The organism is Streptomyces sp. HSS9-12 (assembly GCF_054963655.1).
The window spans coordinates 1-17867 of sequence record NZ_JBUEGC010000075.1; the positions used below are offsets into that span (position 1 = coordinate 1).

At 67.6% G+C, this 17867-nt stretch carries 22 protein-coding genes; 4 read left to right on the forward strand and 18 right to left on the reverse strand.

The features are described from left to right. From ACY34J_RS27230 to ACY34J_RS27285, 12 genes are all read right to left on the reverse strand, one after another. A partial coding sequence (locus tag ACY34J_RS27230) for a tyrosine-type recombinase/integrase (protein ID WP_462729299.1) occupies positions 1-587 on the reverse strand: 587 nt, incomplete at its 3' end. Further along, a complete protein-coding gene (locus ACY34J_RS27235; protein WP_462729300.1) occupies positions 587-775 on the reverse strand; it encodes a helix-turn-helix domain-containing protein in 189 nt (62 codons plus the stop codon). The genes ACY34J_RS27235 and ACY34J_RS27230, both read right to left, overlap by 1 nt. Continuing rightward, positions 772-2160 carry a replication initiator protein RepSA gene (repSA, locus tag ACY34J_RS27240; protein ID WP_462729301.1) on the reverse strand — a complete coding sequence of 463 codons (1389 nt, stop codon included), beginning with the start codon at positions 2158-2160 and terminating at the stop codon, positions 772-774. The genes ACY34J_RS27235 and repSA overlap by 4 nt, the downstream gene beginning before the upstream one ends. Next, on the reverse strand, positions 2157-2345 hold the full coding sequence (locus ACY34J_RS27245) for a hypothetical protein (RefSeq protein ID WP_462729302.1): 189 nt from the start codon (positions 2343-2345) through the stop codon (positions 2157-2159). Before ACY34J_RS27245 ends, repSA begins: the two co-directional genes overlap by 4 nt. A 90-nt stretch (positions 2346-2435) precedes the next feature. After that, the gene (locus ACY34J_RS27250) at positions 2436-2996 is read right to left on the reverse strand and encodes a GGDEF domain-containing protein (protein WP_462729303.1); all 561 of its coding nucleotides are present in this window, start codon (positions 2994-2996) and stop codon (positions 2436-2438) included. Positions 2997-3084: 88 nt separating this feature from the next. After that, complete coding sequence (locus ACY34J_RS27255) at positions 3085-3396, reverse strand: SpdD-like protein (protein WP_462729304.1); 312 nt, start codon at positions 3394-3396, stop codon at positions 3085-3087. A gap of 13 nt (positions 3397-3409) precedes the next feature. Next, positions 3410-3565 (reverse strand): hypothetical protein, encoded by a 156-nt coding sequence (locus ACY34J_RS27260; protein ID WP_462729305.1) that lies wholly within the window; start codon positions 3563-3565, stop codon positions 3410-3412. A 16-nt stretch (positions 3566-3581) separates the two neighbouring features. Further along, complete coding sequence (locus ACY34J_RS27265; RefSeq protein WP_462729306.1) at positions 3582-3773, reverse strand: mobile element transfer protein; 192 nt, start codon at positions 3771-3773, stop codon at positions 3582-3584. 20 nt (positions 3774-3793) lie between these two features. Continuing rightward, positions 3794-4495 (reverse strand): DUF2637 domain-containing protein, encoded by a 702-nt coding sequence (locus ACY34J_RS27270; RefSeq protein WP_462729307.1) that lies wholly within the window; start codon positions 4493-4495, stop codon positions 3794-3796. A 5-nt stretch (positions 4496-4500) separates the two neighbouring features. Then, the gene (locus ACY34J_RS27275) at positions 4501-4983 is read right to left on the reverse strand and encodes a hypothetical protein (RefSeq protein WP_462729308.1); all 483 of its coding nucleotides are present in this window, start codon (positions 4981-4983) and stop codon (positions 4501-4503) included. Between the two features lie 80 nt (positions 4984-5063). Continuing rightward, entirely contained in the window at positions 5064-6422 is a 1359-nt protein-coding gene (locus ACY34J_RS27280; protein ID WP_462729309.1) for an FtsK/SpoIIIE domain-containing protein, read from the reverse strand. Between the two features lie 3 nt (positions 6423-6425). After that, complete coding sequence (locus ACY34J_RS27285; RefSeq protein ID WP_462729310.1) at positions 6426-6782, reverse strand: SCO3933 family regulatory protein; 357 nt, start codon at positions 6780-6782, stop codon at positions 6426-6428. Between the two features lie 151 nt (positions 6783-6933). Here ACY34J_RS27285 and ACY34J_RS27290 point away from each other — a divergent pair, with 151 nt between their 5' ends. From ACY34J_RS27290 to ACY34J_RS27300, 3 genes are all read left to right on the forward strand, one after another. Continuing rightward, the gene (locus ACY34J_RS27290) at positions 6934-7302 is read left to right on the forward strand and encodes a GntR family transcriptional regulator (RefSeq protein ID WP_462729311.1); all 369 of its coding nucleotides are present in this window, start codon (positions 6934-6936) and stop codon (positions 7300-7302) included. Between the two features lie 234 nt (positions 7303-7536). Beyond that, on the forward strand, positions 7537-8751 hold the full coding sequence (locus tag ACY34J_RS27295; RefSeq protein WP_462729312.1) for a helix-turn-helix domain-containing protein: 1215 nt from the start codon (positions 7537-7539) through the stop codon (positions 8749-8751). A 19-nt stretch (positions 8752-8770) separates the two neighbouring features. Beyond that, positions 8771-9259, forward strand: coding sequence for an NUDIX domain-containing protein (locus tag ACY34J_RS27300; RefSeq protein WP_462729313.1), 489 nt, complete (start codon positions 8771-8773; stop codon positions 9257-9259). 476 nt (positions 9260-9735) lie between these two features. On the opposite strand, the gene fxsT is transcribed toward ACY34J_RS27300, so the two are convergent. Beyond that, positions 9736-12378: an FxSxx-COOH system tetratricopeptide repeat protein gene (gene fxsT, locus ACY34J_RS27305; RefSeq protein ID WP_462729314.1), complete on the reverse strand. Its 2643-nt coding sequence runs from the start codon at positions 12376-12378 to the stop codon at positions 9736-9738. A gap of 118 nt (positions 12379-12496) precedes the next feature. On the opposite strand from fxsT, the gene ACY34J_RS27310 reads away from it, so the two are divergent. After that, positions 12497-13000: a hypothetical protein gene (locus ACY34J_RS27310; RefSeq protein WP_462729315.1), complete on the forward strand. Its 504-nt coding sequence runs from the start codon at positions 12497-12499 to the stop codon at positions 12998-13000. Positions 13001-13718: 718 nt separating this feature from the next. On the opposite strand, the gene ACY34J_RS27315 is transcribed toward ACY34J_RS27310, so the two are convergent. The 5 genes from ACY34J_RS27315 to ACY34J_RS27335 form a co-directional block, all read right to left on the reverse strand. After that, positions 13719-14429 (reverse strand): PIN domain-containing protein, encoded by a 711-nt coding sequence (locus ACY34J_RS27315; RefSeq protein ID WP_462729316.1) that lies wholly within the window; start codon positions 14427-14429, stop codon positions 13719-13721. Positions 14430-14709: 280 nt separating this feature from the next. Beyond that, on the reverse strand, positions 14710-15741 hold the full coding sequence (locus ACY34J_RS27320) for an ImmA/IrrE family metallo-endopeptidase (protein WP_462729317.1): 1032 nt from the start codon (positions 15739-15741) through the stop codon (positions 14710-14712). Positions 15742-15744: 3 nt separating this feature from the next. After that, positions 15745-16371, reverse strand: a complete 627-nt coding sequence (locus ACY34J_RS27325; RefSeq protein ID WP_462729318.1) for a hypothetical protein — start codon at positions 16369-16371, stop codon at positions 15745-15747. A gap of 231 nt (positions 16372-16602) precedes the next feature. After that, positions 16603-17109 (reverse strand): flavoprotein, encoded by a 507-nt coding sequence (locus ACY34J_RS27330; RefSeq protein WP_462761983.1) that lies wholly within the window; start codon positions 17107-17109, stop codon positions 16603-16605. A gap of 382 nt (positions 17110-17491) precedes the next feature. Further along, the coding region (locus tag ACY34J_RS27335; protein WP_462729320.1) for a tyrosine-type recombinase/integrase at positions 17492-17867 on the reverse strand (376 nt) is incomplete at its 5' end.

Sequence of the window (17867 nt, forward strand, 5' to 3'; positions counted from 1 at the left end):
AGGGGGTCGCGCCGGGCGGCAGCGAGGAAGTCCAGCGTCTCATCCAGCGACCATGGCGACAGGTCGCGCGACTCGACCGAAGGCGGCTCGATGAGGGTGGCAACATTGCGCGTGACCAGCTCCTCCCGGCAGGCAGCCGTCAGCGAAGTCCGGAGCACGCGGTGCGACTCCTTCGCGGTGGCCGCCGTCGTCTTCTTCTCCAGCTGGACCAGGAAGCGCCGAACGTCAGAGACGCTGAGCGATTCCAGCCGCTTGGAGCCGAGCATGGGCACCAGGTAGAGCCGAACATGGACCTCGTACTTGGCGTACGTTGTCCGCCTCCGACGGGGCTTGATGACGTGCTCCAGCCAGTAGGGCAGCCACTCGGAGAGCTTCGCCGACCGGGTGGGCACCGGGACACCGCTGTCCACCTTGGCGAGCAGTTCGCGGCGCTTGGCGTCGCACTCCGCCCAGGTCTTGCCGTAGGCGAACTTGCGGGCGCGGGTGCCGTCCGGCTGCAGCACGTAGACCGCCGCCTGGTACCGGCCGTCCTTGCGCTTGGTGATCGTGCCCGCGCCATTGGGGTTCCGCCTGCGCTGACTGGCCATCAGGCCGCCTCCTCGATCTGGCCGAGGATGAAGTCCCGCAGAGCATCGGCTGGGATGCGGCGAGCGCCGTCAATCTTGATCGAGACCAGCCGGTGCGAGCGGATCAGGTCGTAGACTTTGGAACGTCCGAGCTTGAGCCGCTTCATGGCTTCCGGCACGGTCAGCAGTTCGGCGGTCGGTGTGGTCATGCTGCGGCTCCTCCCAGATCGAGGTCTTGCAGGGCTTCGCGGGCGGTTTCGCGGTTGAGTTGGATGTCGCGGGCGATGGTCGCGGCGAGGACTGATTCGCCCGGCGTGTGGCCGTGGCCGGCGTACTGCCAGTCGGCGAGGACGAGCACCGTGTCCGGCTCGCGGTCCTCCAGGCCGAGGGCTTCGCGTTCCCGGGCGGCGCGGAAATCGGCGCGGGCCTGGCGGAGTTCGCCGAGCGTGGTGGAGTAACGGCGGGACTTCGTGGAGAAGTGGCCGCGGAATCCGAGCATGTGCGCCCAGGCCCACAGGCGCCGGTCCGGGTAGAGCGGATCGAGGGTCTTGCAAGCTTCGATGAGGCGCCGGGCGTGGTCGGGGACCTGGTGGCGGTCGAGTTCGGCGAGTTCACCGATACGGCGGTCCAGGGTGCCGGTGTTCTCGGCGGCCTTGGTGGCGTACTTGGCGACGTAGGAGGCAACCGCCTGCTCGGTGATGTCAGAGCCGTCCCCGAATGCCTTCACGGGCCGTACGTCGAGCTGGGTGCCCCAGCGGAAGGTACGGGCGGGTTGGTCACCGGCCGCCGGGACACTGACGCTTGTGTACGAGTGCCGTACAGCAGCGCGGATGGCATCGGCGAGGAGACCGGTGGTCGCCCAGGACGGCGGCGAGGTGTCAGGGCCTTCCGGGCCGTCGAGGCGGATGACGGCGTGGAAGTGGACGGCGCCGCGCTTTTGGAACTCGGCGACCTTGCCGTAGGAGACGCGCAGCACCTCGGCGAGGGCACGCTGAGAGAGTCCGGCGCGAGCGGCGATCTCGCGGCGCAGCCGGTTGGTGAAGCGCTGCCAGAGCTGTCCGGCGTGATTGTTGAACAGCACCGCCCCGGCGTAGTCGTACGTGGCCGGGTCGAGGGCCGTGCCGAGCGCGGGATCGTCTGCGGTGTGGGTGGTGCCGCAGCGGCAGGTGCCACGGTCGGGCCGGTTGTGCACCGGGCCGAACGAGGGGGCGGTGAGGGTGGCGAAGACGCGCGGGTGGTCGCGGACGGTGCCGGGGATGTCGCGGCGGTCGTCACCGGCCAGGCCCGCGCGGATGAGGTGGTAGGTGTCGCCCGCGTAGGTCCAGGCGCAGGCCGGGCAACGGGAGGCGCGGCGGTTGCCGCAGGCAACGCGGAGGCGTCCGCCCGGCTCGTTCTCGGTTGTGTAGTGGTGCAGGGTCTCGCCGGTGGTCTTGTCCTTGGTGAGGGTCCAGCCGCGCAGGTGGATGGGGTTGGCGCAGCCGCCGGTGCGGCGGATCTGGTCTTGCCAGCGGTCGAAGCCTTCAGACCCGGCCACCCGGAGGAGGTCTCCCAGGGTGGTCGGGTCCAGGCCCGCGAAGGTCGCGGGGTTGCTCATACGCGGCCCCCGGCGAGCTGGGCCGGGCGGTCGGCCTTGGTGCCGGTGCCGTGGCAGGCGGGGCAGTGGACGGTGATGGTGCGCAGGTGTCCGCGGCGGTCGCGGCCGCCGATGGTGACGGCGGCGGATGCCTGGCCGTCGCAGGCCGGGCAGATTCGAGGCGCGGGTGAGGTGCGCTGGGTCATGATGGGCGTTCCTTTCGATTGCGGTTGGAAGGGGCCGGACCGTCCGGGCGGCGGCGATGCTTGGCGGCTTGTGCGCCGCCCGGAGGCCGGTCAGTGAGATGCGGGACGAGGACCGCGGCGGCCGGGCTGTCCCTTGGCCGCGTACATCGCGCCGTCGGCAACAGCCATGGCTTGCGGCAGTGCCCTGACGGCCAGGTCGGCGAGGCGGCAGGAGCCGACGGAGGCGGCGAGCGGCAGGATTCGCCCGTCGTAGAGGAAGGGCCGGTTCAGATCACGGACCAGGTCGGACAGGCGGGTGCCGGTGTCCGAGCTGGTGATGACGGCGACGAACTCGTCTCCGCCGAGGCGGCCCGCGATGCCGTGGCGTCCGCACCAGGCGGTGAGGCGGGATGCTGCGGCGGTCAGGGCTGCGTCTCCGGCCGCGTGGCCGTGTGTGTCGTTGAGGCTCTTGAAGTCGTCGAGGTCGACGAGTACGACGATCGCGTCCCGGTTGCGGCGGATGATCCGTTCTGCGCGGGCGCTCCAACCGGCTCGGGTGTAAAGGCCGGTGAGGGGGTCGCGCCGGGCGGCGGCGAGGCGGTGAGCGAGGATTCCGGCGTGGGCGGTCCAGCCGAGGAGCGGGAGGGCTAAGGCGAGCGCTTGTGTGTCCACGGTTCTCCTTCGTTGCGGTTGGAGGGGTTGCGTGGGCCGTCCGGGCGGCGGCGATGCTTGGCGGCTTGTGGCACCGCCCGGAGGCCGGTCAGCGGTGGCTGTGCGAGGCCAGCAGGGAGCGCAGGACCACGGCGCAGATGGCGACCGAGACGCCGGTGACAGCCACGGCGAGGAGCATCGAGACCAGGACGGCGCCGACGATCAGGACCACGGCAGCTCCGCCGCCGACGACGGCGACCAGGGCACCGGGGGTCAGCTGAACCGCGGCCCGGGACGGCGCGGGTGCGACCGGAGTGGGCGTGGCGGCCGGGGTGTGCTGCACGATTGCCGTCGGCTCGACTGCGGGCCGGTTGACCGTGCCGGTCGGTACGGGATTGGTCGGGATTTTCGGGCGGAGCATCAGCGGTTCCCCCCTACTTGATGGCGGTGTCGATGGCGGGAGCCAGGAGGCTGTCGGCGAGGAGGTAGCCGCCGAGCAGGAGGACGGCCACGAGCCACCAGGGCGGGCGGATGAGCTTGATGCCGAGGTAGCCGACGACGATCAGGGCGAGCCAGAGCGGGACATTCATCGAGGGTGGGCCTCCTTTAGCGGACCTTGCAGCGGTGGGTGCGGGCGGCGAGCTGGGCGGCGGACTGGCTGGAGTAGTCGGAGGACCAGCCGCAGCGGTCGTTGGTGCACACGGCGGCGTGCTTGGTGTGGCCGTGGCGGTCGCGGTGGGTGCCGATCTGCACGGGGCCGATCCGCATCACGGAGTGGAAGTGGTCGCGGGCAGGCATGGGCGGTTTCTCCTTTCGGGTCAGGTGAGTTGGGCGGCGATCTGTGCAGCCATCGGGGCCGGGACGCCGAGGCGGGCGCGCAGGGTGTCGGTGTCGATCGGGGTGCCGGTGCGGGCCTGGTGGGCGTCGGCGACCTTGCGGGCGTGGTCGACCAGCGCGGCCGGGACCGGCGGAGCAGGAGCCGGGGCGGCGGGTTCGGGAGCCGGATCAAGATCGGCGGCGGGCAGGGCGGGAGCTTCGTCGGCAGCGGTGACCGGAGCCGGGTCGGGTTCCGGCTCAAGCCGCGGGTCGGGATCGGCGGCGGGCTCTGGCTCCATCTCGACTTCGGGCGCTGCGGGCGCCGGCGGAACCGGCACCGGGTCCCCAGCGGAGTGGGCGAGCAGGGTGCCGCCGAGAAAGGCCAGGGCAGGCCATCCAGCGATGCCGAAACGTAGCCACGCGGGCGGGTGGGCAAGGTCGAGGAATCCGGCAGTCGCCACGTTGGCGCCGAGCGAGGCCACGAGGGCGATCAGGAACCAGCACCAGGCCAGCCGGGACGGGCCGGAGTTGCGTAGCCGACGCCAGGCCGCGACCAGCAGCAGGTCGACGCTGATCGGGTAGGCCCAGGCCTTCCAGCCGTCCTGTCCGGCAGCGGCGGCCAGGTCATGCAGGTGGGCGAAGGACAGGGCGCCGGCGATAACGGCCTGGACCAGCACGGCGTCGATGCGGAGTTGAGACGGCATCGCGGTCACCTGACCATGGATCGGCCGTTGGCCTGGGCGATGGCATTCAGGACCAAGCCGAGGTTGGGCGCGTCCAGGCCGGTGACGGCATCGCCGAGCGGAATGCGGGCGGCGGTGTCGGCCAGGGATGCTGCGATCGCGAGGACGCGCAGTTCCCCGCCGGAGGCGGGCAGGTCCTTCGTTTCCAGGGCCTCTACGACCTTGAGCCAGTCGATGCCATACGCGTACGGGGAGGGTTCGGAGTAGTCGATCAGCAGCAGGCCGGGCCGTTCGGCCAGACGCTTGATCCACAGGCCATGGCTGACCAGGAGTCCGATCGCGGCACTGTGGGCCAGGGAGCCGTCCGCCGTCCTCTGGAGCGTCTGCGCCAGCTCCGCGGGGTCGACCAGCACGGGGTCGCCGTCGGTCTGCTGCCAGGGGCAGTCACGTTCGTCGTGGTCAACTCCGGTTTCCTCGCCGTCGGCATCGCCGCAGTACTCGCAGAACATCGCGGTCTCCTCTCGTTTCAGGCATGGAGGGGGTAGGGACTTGGCGCGAGACGGTCACGCCGACCGGTATGCGGCAGGTGTCAGGCCGTCGCGGGCTTGGCCTTGGACAGCGGCACAGAATCCGCAGGCGTAGTGGCCAGCGTGGGGCGGAAGGGTGCGAGTTCGGGCAGATCCGGGGTGCGGTCGGCGTACCGGTTGCAGATGTTCACGGCCTGCCGAAGCGTGGTGTGCGGGGCGCGGATACGGGCCCACCCGCCGGTGGAGTCACCTGCGATGGCGACGCCGCGAGCCTCGGCGGGGATTTGGATGGCGGCGAGGACGGCGTCCGGGGAGATGTCGCCGAAGGCCATGTTGGCTGAGGGTTCGTCGTTGACGCGGTGGGCGGTACGGCCGGTGAGCTGGGCGCGGAGCATGGTGATGCCCTTGCCGAGTTCAGAGCCGAAGCGCTGCCCGCAGATTTCCAGATAGATGCCGGCCGCGCGGCCGAGCTGGGCGAGGCGCACGAGTGCGGTGATGATCCGGTCGCGGCGCTTCTCCTCCTCCTTCGTGGGGCCGGAGAGGGCGAGTTCGGCGACCTCGTCGACCAGGACCACGACGGGTGTCGGGCGAATGTCGTCGGGCAGGTCCCAGATGTCGGCGGGGATCTCCGCATCCGGAACGTTCACGCTGATGCGCTGATCGGCCCGTATGAGCTGGTAGACCTCCTCCATGTGGGTCACGAGGGCGTCGAGGAGTTCGGCGGCGGTGTCGGGGTTGTCTGCCAGCGCCGAGAACCGGCGGGCCAACGGGAACAGCTCTACGCCCTGCTTGCAGTCGATCCCGACCAGGGCCACGTCCAGTGGAGCCAGCCCGGCGACGAGGTTTCGCTGGTAGACGGACTTGCCGGACTCCGTGGCGCCGAGGGTCAGGGCGTGGGGAACGGCGCGGTAGTCGCGGTAGTGCACCGAGCCGTCTTCCCGGAGGGCCACCGGGACCCGCATCGGGGCGCGGTCCGTCTTCGCGGGCATCTGCACCCGCTTGAGCACGTCGTAGCCGGTCATCCGCAACTCCACGACCCCCGAGCGGACTTCGCGGGAGGTGACGCCGTACATACCGAACGAGTGCCGCAGCCGGTCCGATGCGGCAGCCACGTCGAAGGCGTCCTGACCCGGACGGAGCTTGAGCCGCAGCACCAGGCCGGTCCGGGTCGGACGCATGCGCAGGATGCGCGGGGCTCGCGGCTCCGGAACCGGGCGGTTGGTCATTCGGGCCAGCGACAGCCGCCACCGCGAAGGCGGGACCGTTAGGCCGCAGGCGTCCATGACCGAGGCGTACCGGACCAGGACCCGCACGGCGGCGAAGGTGACCCCGAAGGTCAGCCAGTACCAGGCGGGGCGCCGCCACCGCAGAACACCCGCAGTGGCGACGACCAGCAGCAGCGCGACCGTGGACCAGGTCATTGGTCAGGCCGCCTCAGACTGCGCAGCACCGGCAACCAGCGAGGTGACCGCGACCGCACGGAAGGCGATCCCGTGCCGCTTCTGCCCGTTGAACTCGTTCTCCCACGGCCGGGCCACCAGACCGGTCAGCGCCACCGGCGTGCCCATGGCCAGCTCACCGGAGATACCAGTCTCCGGAACCGTCAGGTTCAGGATCTCGGCGTTGCCGTCCAGGACGAACATCACGTGCACCGTCATCAGGCTCGCCCCGGTCTCACGGTCGGTGGCGACCTCACCGGTCTGACGGTTGGCGATCTTCGGCTGCGGGGGCTGGGCCACCATCACGGAGGCGGCGGAGGTGTCGACGGGGATCTGACGCATGAGTGTGCTCCTAGATTCAATCAACTTGACGTACTTAGTACGTCGACCTGTCACGAGAGTGCACCTGAAGTACTTAGTACGTCAAGTGGACTTGCTCGACTCTTGTCCATCCGATGTGCTGCACTTAGTGCGACAAGCACTGAGAGGGGCTATGGCCGAGTTCACCGGGCGTGCGAAGTACTTGGAGATCGCCGACGACTTCAAGCGGCGAATCCGTGACGGGGAGCTGGCCCCGGGGACGAAGCTGCCGTCCGAGACCGAGCTGATGAGCACGCACGATGTCTCGCGAACCGTCGCCCGGCAGGCGATCTCACGACTCCGCGAGGACGGCTACGCGATCTCTCACCAGGGCAAGGGGAGCTTCGTCACCCTTCCTGGCGAGCCTCGCCCCCCGAAGCGCAGCCCCGAGTTCGAGGAGATCGCCCAGTACCTGTCGGAGGTCCGCCGGGACGTGCGCCGTCTCGCGGAGCGGATGGATCAGCTTGAGCAACTGGTCCGGAAGCAGCCGCAAGACGGTTGAGCATCGCGTCGGCACGGCTCGCAAGGTCTGCCACCTCCTCTCCAAGTGCCCTGACTTCACTGATGAGTTCCACCACTTCGGCCGGGGACAGCGCCATCGTGGCCCCTTCGTCGTGCGTTCGACCTGACAGCCCCTTGGGTTGTCAGCAACGCTAGGAGCGGACCGCCGCACTACCCCGGAAATTCGCTCCGGGGTCCCATGGAGAGATGGGGGGACGCTCTTCCCATGCGAGGAATGACGACGAACCTGACGATCGGCGAACGAGTCGCCTGGTACCGCCGCAGGCGTGGGATGTCCCAGGAGGTCCTGGCCGGACTGGTCGGCCGGACGGTCGACTGGCTGAGCAAGGCCGAGAACAACCGGCTGGAGCTGGACAGGCTCTCGGTCATCAAGTCACTGGCCGACGCCCTCGACGTGACCCTGGGCGATCTGCTCGCTGAGCCGACTCTCTTGGACTGGACGGCCGACAGCGGCACCCGAACAGTGCCGGCACTTCGCTCGGCCCTGATGAACTACCGCCAGCTCACCCCGCTGTTGGGAATCACCACCGAGGGCGAGCCCACCCCGCTCGACGAGCTGCGCAGCAGCGTGGCCGAAGTCTGGGACGCCTACCAGGACTCGCGGTACGGGTTCGCGACCAGGCGCCTGCCCCTCCTGCTCGCCGACGTACTCATCGCGGCCCAGGCATACGAAGGGCGAGAACGCGAGCAAGCCCACGAACTCATGGCGATGACCTACCAAGGCGCCGCCATGGTGCTGACCAAGCTGGGTGAAGCCGACCTCGCATGGATCGCCGCCGAACGCGGTTTGGCGGCAGCGCAGCAGTCCGGCAATCCCGTCGTGACCGGTTCGCTCTTCCGGTCCGTGGCTCACTGCCTGCTGTCCAATGGCCGGTTCGATGCCGCCGTGCAGCTCGTCGGCGACGCGGGGGACTACCTTCGCCCCGGCCTGGACGACGCCACCCCCGAGTTCCTGTCGATCTACGGAACGCTGTACCTCGCAGGCTCGATGGCAGCGGCCCACGCGGAGGACCGCGCCACGACTCAGACCTTCCTCGGCGCGGCCGACCAGGCAGCGCGGCGACTGGGACGCGACGCGAACCACGTATGGACCGCCTTCGGCCCGACGAACGTCGCGATCCACCGAGTGGCCACCGCCGCCGAGCTGGGAGACATGCAGGTAGCGGTAGACCTCGGCCCGCAGATCGATACCAGCGGCCTGCCGACCGAACGCCGGACCCGGCACAACCTCGAAGTGGCCCGAGCCCTCAGCGCCCACAACCGGATGGATGATGCGCTGGCGAAGATGCTCGAAGCAGAGAGCTGGGCACCTGAGCAGGTACGGAGCCACTACCTCGCACGCGAGCTGGTGCTCACCTGGGTCCGGAACCAGCGCGGCCGGCCAAGCCGCACTCTGGCGGACCTGGCCGACAGACTGCACGTCGTCTGAGCTGGGTACCCTCGGCTGCATGGCAGCCAACGCACACGAAGCAAAGATGGCGCATCCGCGCATGGCCGCGGGTGCGCTCTTCTTTGATGCCGACGAACGGGTCCTCATGGTGGAGCCGACATACAAGACCTACTGGGAGATCCCCGGGGGATATGTCGAGACCGGCGAATCACCGCTTCACGCTGCCATCCGCGAGGTTCAGGAAGAGCTGGGGATCACACCGCCCCTTGGGCGTCTGCTGGCCGTCGACTGGGCCCCGAACGAGGTCGAGGGCGACAAGGTGCTGTACCTCTTCGACGGCGGCCAGCTCACTCCGGATCACTTGGCAGAGATCACCTTGCAGGCGGACGAGCTGAAGGGCTTCGCTTTCCTCGCGCCCGAAGAGATCACCGAGCGCACCATCCCGCGCTTGGCACGACGCATCCTTGCAGCGGCAGAGGCCGCCCGGAGCGAGGCCGCCCCGGTATACCTCGAACACGGGCAGAAGCCTGACAGCCGAACCGCATGACCATGATCAACAATACCTTTGCAACGCGGTAAGACTTTCCCTACGTCATCAAGGCCCGCGCACGGCGCGGGCGCGCGCCGCCTCTACGGCGCGGCCTGCCTCCTGTCTCCGCCCCGGCTGGCCGCGCCCGGCGGCGCGCTGCGTGCCCGCAGGCAAGGGCGGGACGTCATCCGCGGGCAAAAGATGATGCCTCCGGCGGGGGATCAGCCAGCACCGGGATGGAGGGGGGCGCCGTTCCCGGCTGCAGGCCCCTAGGGGCGTGCGCGGGGAGCTCCCATCCCGTCCGCCGTCGACCCAGGCAGAGCCGAGCAGACGCGGCCCCTGGCGTCCAGGTCGTTCGTTCAGTGGCGCGCTCCACCTGGACGCCAGGGACCACGTCCGCTCCACGGTGTGTGGGTCGACGGCGGACGGGATGGGAGCTGGGGTAGGTGTGTGGTTGAGCTGGTCAGGCGAGGCCACGACGCTTCAGTAGTGGGTTACCGGCGCTTGCGGCGGAAGCGCGACTTCTTCTGTTTCTGGGGGGCCAGCAGTCGCTGGGCTTCGAATCGCCTTCCCAGCGCGGTTAGTGCCTTAGCGAGGTTGTGGGTGGCGTCTGCGGTGTTGGGGTGGTCGTCGCCGAGGGTGCGGCGATAGCGGTTGCGCACGTCTTCAAGGAGCTGAGCCGCTGCCGCGTATTGGCGCAGGTTGTGCAGGGCGCAGGCGAGGCTGTGGGCAGATTGGAGGGTTTCGGGGTGGTCGTCGCCGAGGGTGCGGCGGCGGCGGGCGAGGGTGTCCTCGATGATGCGGCGGGATTCGGCGTGCTCGCCGAGATCGTGCAGGGTGACGGCGAGGTTGTGGGCGGATTGGAGGGTGTCGGGGTGGTCGTCGCCGAGGGTGCGGCGGCGGCGGGCGAGGGTGTCCTCGATGATGCGGCGGGATTCGGCGTGCTCGCCGAGATTGTGCAGGGCGCTGGCGAGGCTGTCGGCGGATTGGAGGGTTTCGGGGTGGTCGTCGCCGAGGGTGCGGCGCCGGCGGGCGAGGGTGTCCTCGTCCATGCGGCGGGATTCGGCGTGCTCGCCGAGGTTGTCCAGGGTGACGGCGAGGTTGTGGGCGGATTGGAGGGTTTCGGGGTGGTCGTCGCCGAGGGTGCGGCGCCGGCGGGCGAGGGTGTCCTCGTCCATGCGGCGGGATTCGGCGTGCTCGCCGAGATCGTGCAGGGCGCTGGCGAGGTCGTTGGCGGATTGGAGGGTTTCGGGGTGGTCGTCGCCGAGGGTGCGGCGCCGGCGGGCGAGGGTGTCCTCGATGATGCGGCGGGATTCGGCGTACTCGCCGAGGTCGGCGGTGGCGTGGCCGAGGAACTGCGCGCCGGTGAGGGTATCGGGGTGGTCCTGTCCCAGATCGGTGGCCCATGCCGAGTAAGCCGCAGCGGTGAGGTCGCGGGCGGTGCGTGTCTGGCCGCTTCTGATCAGGTAATGGGCGGCGTCGAGGAGCGTTGGCCGCAGTTCAGGTTGCTCGGTGGCGGCGAGGTGGTGCGCTGTGAGGTGGGGGGTGAGAGCTGCCCAGCCGGGCCAGAAGTCCGGGCTTTGGGGGTCGCCGGGGTTGGCGGCGGCTAGGAGGGTGGTGGCGTCGTTGCGGATGGCCACGGCTTGGTCTGGAGGGAGTTGGTCACGGAGGACGGCTTGGGTGAGGCGGTGGATCTGGAAGCTTTCGGACTCGGTGCGGGCGAGGCCGTAACGGCTGAGGGGGCTTAGCGCTTCATGGAGCCACATCGGGTCATCGGTGTTGCCGGGGATCGTAGCCAGTCGGGGACGAACGGTCTCCAGCCAGCTGTTTCGAATGGGTTCGGGGCCGAGGAGGGCAACCAGGTGGAGGAGCGCGACCGCGTCGGGGTGGTGGTCGGTGAGGCGGTTGACGGCGATGGTGACGGTGGCTGCCACCGGTGCCGGGTACCCGGGAGCGCCGCCCTTTTGCAGGATCTGGGTCGTGTTGGTGGCAAGAAGCTGGTGATAAAGGTCCAAGCTCATGCCGCCGTTGGCGATGACGCCGGCGGCCTGGGCGAGGGCGAGCGGGAGATCGCCGAGGTCCGCCGCGAGGCTGCCGGCCTGCTCGTCGTTCATGCCGTCGACTCGCCCCTGCAGATAGGTGAGGGAGTCGGTGCGAGTGAAGACGTTCAGTGGGGTTGTGCGGGCGGTGCCGGCCCAGTTTGGGTTGCGTGAGGTGATCAGGGTGTGGCCAGGGCCTTGGGCGAGCCAGGGCTCGATCTGGGCGGGGTCTTCGGCGTTGTCCAGGATGAGTAGCCAGCGCTCGCGGATATCGAGGTGGGAGAGCAGGGCGCGGGCGTTGGCTTCGGCGCCGGCGTCGGGCTTGGCGATGCCCAGGCGGTCGGCGAGTTCGGTGTAGCGGACGGGGATCTCGTCGGGCTGTTCGGCATCGATCCACCACACCAGGTCGTACTGGTCGGCGAAGCGGTGGGCATATTCCAGGGCGAGCTGGGTTTTACCGACCCCGCCCATGCCGTGCAGGGCCTGAGGAACGGCCTTGCTTCCCTTCACGAGGCTCTCACGCAGGCGGGCGATCTCGGTTTCACGGCCGGCGAAGTCGGGGTTGCGCCGTCGCACGCTCCATACCTGGGGCTGCCCCGTACTTCCGGGCAGGCGTGGCTTGCTCTGGCCCGCCATTGGGGTGGGGGCTGCGACCGGGATGGTGCCGGGAAAGGGCGGGGGAGCGGTTGGGCGGCTGCCACTGTTGACGGCCTCGCGCAGTGCGGTCAGGGCTGCGGCCTCATCCAGGCCGTGGAGGTTCTTGCGGAGCTTGGCGGCCAGAATGCGAGGAAGATCATTGGTGGTGAGGGGTTCTAGGGCAAGAGGGATGAGGCGCTCGCGGTGGGCAACGGCAGCAGTCCACTCCTCGGTGGTCCAGCGTTCGTCCTCGAAGTAAGAGGTGGAGAACAGGGCGATCACCGCGTCGGCGCGCTTGAGTGCCTCATCCATGCGCTGGACAAAGTTGTCCCCTGTGCGCCAATCCCAGACGTCCAGGATGACCTGGTGGCCGGCCTGTTCCAGGTGCCAGCCGACCCATTCGGCCCAGGACCGGTCGGTGCCCGCGTAGCTGATGAAGAACTGCTGGGCGTGATCGGTCACCCTTGCCCCCGTCCCTAGACGCCATGCAGGGGCCATGATCCCGTGTATAGCCTGAGGCGGGTAGGGAATAGACGAAATCGGGAGGGTGGGATCGGTGCGGGGTCCGAAGAGTGTAGAGGTGAAATTGAAGCTGCCCGGAGTGGAAGTCTCCGGTTGCTGGGAGCCGAACAATGAGGAGCGGCGTGCCGCATGGGAGCTGTACGTCGAGCTGGTCACCCGGGTGTCGGTCGTACCGCTCCGGGAAGACGAGGGGCTGCTCCGGGAGGCACTCAGCAGCCTGTATTCACTGTTCGAAACCACGCGGGAGATCCTGCGCCAGCATGGGCCTGACATTGCCGAACCGAAGCGGGACGGGCAGTACAACTTCGGCTACTTGGCGGTGGCGATGCTCAACTACGGAGTGCGCCCACTGCTGGCCCACTGGCACCCCGCCCTGGAGGACTGGGAGCACCGCCGGCCCGCCGACCGCTCCCGACGCGACCACGAGCTGGCTTGGCCTCAATCTGACCAGCTCCGCACCGCCCTGCGCGACACCCGCCAGCTCCTCACCGCATACGCAGACCTCCTCGCCACCGCCTGCGGCGTCCCCAACCTCATCGCAGCCATCCCCACCCGCGAATGAAGGATGCAGAAGCATCCTGGCTTGCACGCCGCTGGCTGACCGTCCCTCATGGGAAGACAGGGATGGTGTGCCGGACGACATAGCGCTGGAGGAGATCGCGCACATACCGCTGGGGATGGAGCTCCCGGCCCTCGGGCCTTCGTCAGTGGTGAGGTTTACTGGGGCACAACGACCGCAACCACCAAGTCAGGGTCCGGCTCGGCGAGCGGCAAGAAGCCGACGCGTGATCGATCCCGGGCCGTCTGGGGGCCGTCCGAGGCCGCTCGCCAGTGGCCAATGACGACCAACGACGACCACCAGGCGCACGGACCTATTGCCCCTGATCAGGAAAAACGCAGGTCGCCAAGATCCCCCGGCAAGACCCAGGGCAAGATGAAGCGCCACCACGTGGGCTTGTGCGCCTGGCTCGACCTTTGAGGGTAAATATTCGGCAAAGCGCGACAAAGGAACCCTAAAGCCAAGTCACCGATCTGGCTTCGGGTACTACGCTCCGTGACCAGAGGTCAGCATAGCGACGGAGCGTAGTACCCGAAGCCAGATCGGTGAGGGGATGCTGCTACGCACTGTGATAGCTGCAGCTCAACGGCCTGCCGGTTAACGAGCAAGTCCGAGGACCCTGCGGGGCCGGAGCTATAAAAAAACCTGACCCACAAGGGGCCAGGTGGTTTATGTAGCTACAGTAAAGCGCGCCGACCTGGCAGTGTCAATCCGGCGCGACTTACCAGTCAGCTGGGCGGCTGTACGGCCCTACGGTGCCGGCCAGTTGGTGGCTCTTGAAGTCCTGGTCAGTGAGCTGTCGCCACCAGTGTCGTCCCACACCGTCAGTTGCCGCACCTTGCAGATCGCCAGCGAGGCGACTGCGTGAGGGGTTGACCAGCCCCACGGGTACGCGGCGCCGAGCCTCCTTAAGTGGGAAACTCAGGTCGCTGTCGTTCGAGATCACGACCGCAGCGTCCACTGATCCGTCGAATATGTCGATGAGCAGGTGTGACGCCACGTTGACGTCAGAACCCTTCTCCTCGCTGTGCGCGTGCGAAACCATGAAGACAGCGGATTGGGCGGGGGCCCCGCCGTCCTGGATCATCACAGGCCATTGCGGCGCCACCAGTTGGGGGCGTCCTCGGCCGTCCTTCGTTGCCAATGGCGAGTACTTGACGCGGTAGACGTACTTCCCGTACTCGATGTGATCCACACTGCCAGCTGCCACGATCGCTTTGAGGTAGATGTCCTGGTCACGGTGTCCAGAAGCGTTCCTGGTCGCGTCAATCCGGGCGGTGCAGTAGACGACACGATGCACAACCGCCCCCGGCCAGTCTGTGCGACGACCGATGAGAGAAGTTGCCAGGCCGCGGACGTCGAGCCATCGCCAACCTGCCGTCCCCTGGCCGCACAAACCTCGGCCGCCGTAGTAGAGGTTGTAAGCATCCACGTATACCCCAACACGCATCCCGGAAATCTAACACCGAAGGGTCGTCAAGGGAGCGAGACAGGAGAGCTGAGCGACCAAGAGACACCGCCAGTTGATCCCCATGTCAGCAGAGCCGTGCTACAGAGAAGCGAAGTGCAGCAACTCAGACGGCCGGCCACATAGGTCAGCCATAGCGGTCCTGATCCAACGGGCCAGGACCGCTCACGTAGTTGGCTGCTCTATGGCGTCGTTCTTTCACGACATCGACCTAGGTAGGCGCCGACGCTGGCGGGGTTTGAGCCTAGACGGCCCTGAGTCCCTGGGCGGCGCCAAATTCAGCGTGGAACTCCCGAAGGCGCAGGCCTACAACAGACGCCAGCTCATGCTCGCTGTAGCCATGACCAGTGCGGAAGACCTCCAGTACGTCTTTCAGGATGGTCGGCTCCTCCCGGGGAGGCTTAGCAGGCTCGTGCCTGCGGTACCCATGCTGAGACATCTGCACCAAGAGGCTCTTATAGCGTCGGTCATCGATCTTTCCGAGCGTGTAGGCCCGGCGGATGATCGATGCCATCGATACCTTCCAGTGCTGCTTGAGCTGGACCGCACGCTGGATCGTCATCCCTGATAGATACGGACCAATGTCTCGTGACGGCATCAAGAACGCCGCAGCGAACCTGTCTGCCTCTCGTTCGCCGTCTTCGCTAGGGATCTGATGCAGGACAAGGTGCCCAACCTCATGCAAGATCGTGAACCGCTCTCGATCGGGCGCCATCCCTTCGTTCAGCACGATGACAGGAAGATCGCCGGGTGGGTTCACACTCAGGCCAGAAATCTTGGGCGAGCCAAGGTCCATGCGGACCACGACGATGCCAGCGCGCTCAACCAACTGGATTGTGTTCTGGACGGGTCCGTCAGGGACCAACCATGTAGCTCGTACAAGCTCGGCGGCCTCTTCAGGTTCGTACTCGTCGACATCCAAGACGGGCAGGCGGTACGCCGGCTCGATGTCGACGCTGCGCTCGAGGCGGCGCAAGCGCATGAGGAGGAAGTTGACCTCCGCCTCGATGCGACGTAGAGCCACCTGGCCTAGCCCGGACTGCTTGCGGTGATAGAAGCCAGACGGCCCCAGTCCAATGGGTTCATCCGTCCAATCGAAAACCTCGCGGGGGTAGCCGAGCGCATCGGCAACCCTGTCGATGCGCTCAGGCGAAAGGGGGGCCACTGCGTTCTCAGCCTTCGAGAGGATGGGTTGGCCAATCATAGTGATCTTCGAAAGCTGAGACTGCGTGAGGCCGCGTGACTCCCGCGCCAGGGTCAGCATGCGCGGGTTCATGGTCTACCTCTCTTCGGATACTGCCTGATCGGAGGTCTCTTCGGCATCCTCCGCGGGGCGGGGCCGAACGATCGTACCCGCTGGTAGACCAGAGGGAACCAGGGGAGTCACCGGTGCGGTGACGCGCCCGTCGTCGATGCCAAGATCGAGCTCGATGACCCACAGCAGGTCTGAACCCTGGCTGCAAGTGATGGCGGCCCTATCCAGCTCCAGGCCTAGCTCGTCGGGTAGGTATCCGGCTACGAGGTGCGTCAACGCCTCCATGCCTGGAAGCACCTGATTGGCGTACTCCTGGGCCTGCCGCGTCGTCGCTCGCGAGGTCCGAAGCCTCTTGTCGCTGAACTTCTTGAACCGCAGGACGATCTTCTGATTGAAGGTGAGCAGAAGAAACGACCGTTCCTCGCTCACGGTGACTTCGGGGATGCCGTCGAAGGCGCGCAGTGCTTCATGGCGGATGAAGTCGTACACCAGGCAGGCGCGCGACCTGCTGCTGATGATGACCGCTAACTCGGTGTCAAGGGCCAGGAGAGCCTGCCAGCGTCTCCAGCCATCTCGGATAGAGCCACTGAGTTGGGACCGGTACGGGGACAGCTCTTTGTCGGCCTCACTGGCCGAGAGGAGTTGCGTCACCCTAAGCATCCTGCCGACTTAACTAATGCATGTCAATTATGCCGCGAACTATGCTTTCTCCTGCTCACATGGCAGCCTGCTGCGCTAGACTCCACACCGCCCTGGGGCGGCGCCTACGTCCGGCGGATAGCACCGGCACTGAGTGGTCCTGCGCGGCGATCCGCAGGTGATGCAGGGCGCGGTCCGGCTGAACTCGTGAAGCGATGGTCCGCATGCGTGGGCGCTACCGGTTCAGGGATACCCGGCAACGCGGTCGATGGCTTTTAGGATGGCGGCCGAGGGCAGTTGACGATCCGTGGGCTCTTTGGGCCGTTCATAAAGCGGCCAGGCGTCTGGCCCATAGACGAGCTCCACGCCTCCTTTCCGCAAGGTCTCGATGTGCCGGTCCCATGTCGGGTGTCGGGCGTGGGCGGCGTTGACCCGGGGGACCACCACAACGGGGACGTCAATGGTGCCGATAGCCTCGCCTACCTGTGTCAATGCCTGGTTATCCGCGATGCCGGTTGCCAGCTTGGCTACGTAGTTAGCAGTCGCCGGGGCCACAACGTAGCAGTCGACGACCGGATGGGGGCGGGGCTCGCTGGGCAGGCGCGGCGCATCGCGTACGGGCAGGCCAGTCACTTTCTCTAGTCGTTCAACCTCACCTGTGGCACGGAGCCATTGGTCGGCCGTTGGTGTCAGCGTCACGGCCACATGCCAGCCGCGGTCCAAGGCCGGCTCCACCAGGCCGGTGCGCAACGCCTCAACTCCATCAGCCGCCGTGCCGACGACTCCGAGCACTCCGCGAGCGACCACTCTCCGCCACCGCCCTATCTCGTTGCGCCATCTGCTGCTGCCAGAGTACGGACCGGACCCCTCGCCCGAGGCTGTTGTCCCAAAGCAGTTCCGCTGACATCCAGACTTGACATCAACGGCGTTGGACGCGAGCGAATCGCAGCGGTCCCCTGCGGAGCAGGCGGGGAATCACAGGCGCCGTCGTCCAGGGACGTGCCGACCACGCGATCGAACTTACAAAGCAGATGTCGGCGGTTCGAATCCGTCTGTGCCCACCGGCCAAAAGACCCCCAGCCGATCATGGCCGGGGGTCTTTGACATCCAGACTTGACATCAACGGCTGCGATCAGCCGGTGTCGCGGCGGCGCTTGAGCAAGCGGTCCATGTGGCTCACGGCCTCACGCTGCGTGTCCTGGACGACGTGGGTGTACACGTTCATGGTCACCGCGATCTGGCTGTGTCCGAGGATCTCCATCACGACGCGGGGAGCGACCCCGGCGGCGGTCAGCAGCGTGGCACATCCGTGCCGGGCATCGTGCAGCCGGATCACTCGGAGCCCGGCGTTCTTGGCGACCCGGGTGAAGGAGCGGTACAGGTTCCGCGGCTCGATCGGCCGGCCGGTGCGAGTCGTGAAGACGTAGCCGGTCTCCTCCCACTTCCCGCCAGCTCGCTCGCGTATGGCGGCTTGCCTCATTCGCTGCCACCGGAGGGGCGCGACGCAG

Coding starts and splice junctions, on each gene's coding strand:
- ACY34J_RS27235 (WP_462729300.1), bottom strand. CDS start 775: ATGACCACACCGACCGCCGAACTGCTGACCGTGCCGGAAGCCATGAAG.
- repSA (WP_462729301.1), bottom strand. CDS start 2,160: ATGAGCAACCCCGCGACCTTCGCGGGCCTGGACCCGACCACCCTGGGA.
- ACY34J_RS27245 (WP_462729302.1), bottom strand. CDS start 2,345: ATGACCCAGCGCACCTCACCCGCGCCTCGAATCTGCCCGGCCTGCGAC.
- ACY34J_RS27255 (WP_462729304.1), bottom strand. CDS start 3,396: ATGCTCCGCCCGAAAATCCCGACCAATCCCGTACCGACCGGCACGGTC.
- ACY34J_RS27260 (WP_462729305.1), bottom strand. CDS start 3,565: ATGAATGTCCCGCTCTGGCTCGCCCTGATCGTCGTCGGCTACCTCGGC.
- ACY34J_RS27265 (WP_462729306.1), bottom strand. CDS start 3,773: ATGCCTGCCCGCGACCACTTCCACTCCGTGATGCGGATCGGCCCCGTG.
- ACY34J_RS27270 (WP_462729307.1), bottom strand. CDS start 4,495: ATGCCGTCTCAACTCCGCATCGACGCCGTGCTGGTCCAGGCCGTTATC.
- ACY34J_RS27275 (WP_462729308.1), bottom strand. CDS start 4,983: ATGTTCTGCGAGTACTGCGGCGATGCCGACGGCGAGGAAACCGGAGTT.
- ACY34J_RS27280 (WP_462729309.1), bottom strand. CDS start 6,422: ATGACCTGGTCCACGGTCGCGCTGCTGCTGGTCGTCGCCACTGCGGGT.
- ACY34J_RS27285 (WP_462729310.1), bottom strand. CDS start 6,782: ATGCGTCAGATCCCCGTCGACACCTCCGCCGCCTCCGTGATGGTGGCC.
- ACY34J_RS27290 (WP_462729311.1), top strand. CDS start 6,934: ATGGCCGAGTTCACCGGGCGTGCGAAGTACTTGGAGATCGCCGACGAC.
- ACY34J_RS27295 (WP_462729312.1), top strand. CDS start 7,537: ATGACGACGAACCTGACGATCGGCGAACGAGTCGCCTGGTACCGCCGC.
- ACY34J_RS27300 (WP_462729313.1), top strand. CDS start 8,771: ATGGCAGCCAACGCACACGAAGCAAAGATGGCGCATCCGCGCATGGCC.
- ACY34J_RS27320 (WP_462729317.1), bottom strand. CDS start 15,741: ATGAACCCGCGCATGCTGACCCTGGCGCGGGAGTCACGCGGCCTCACG.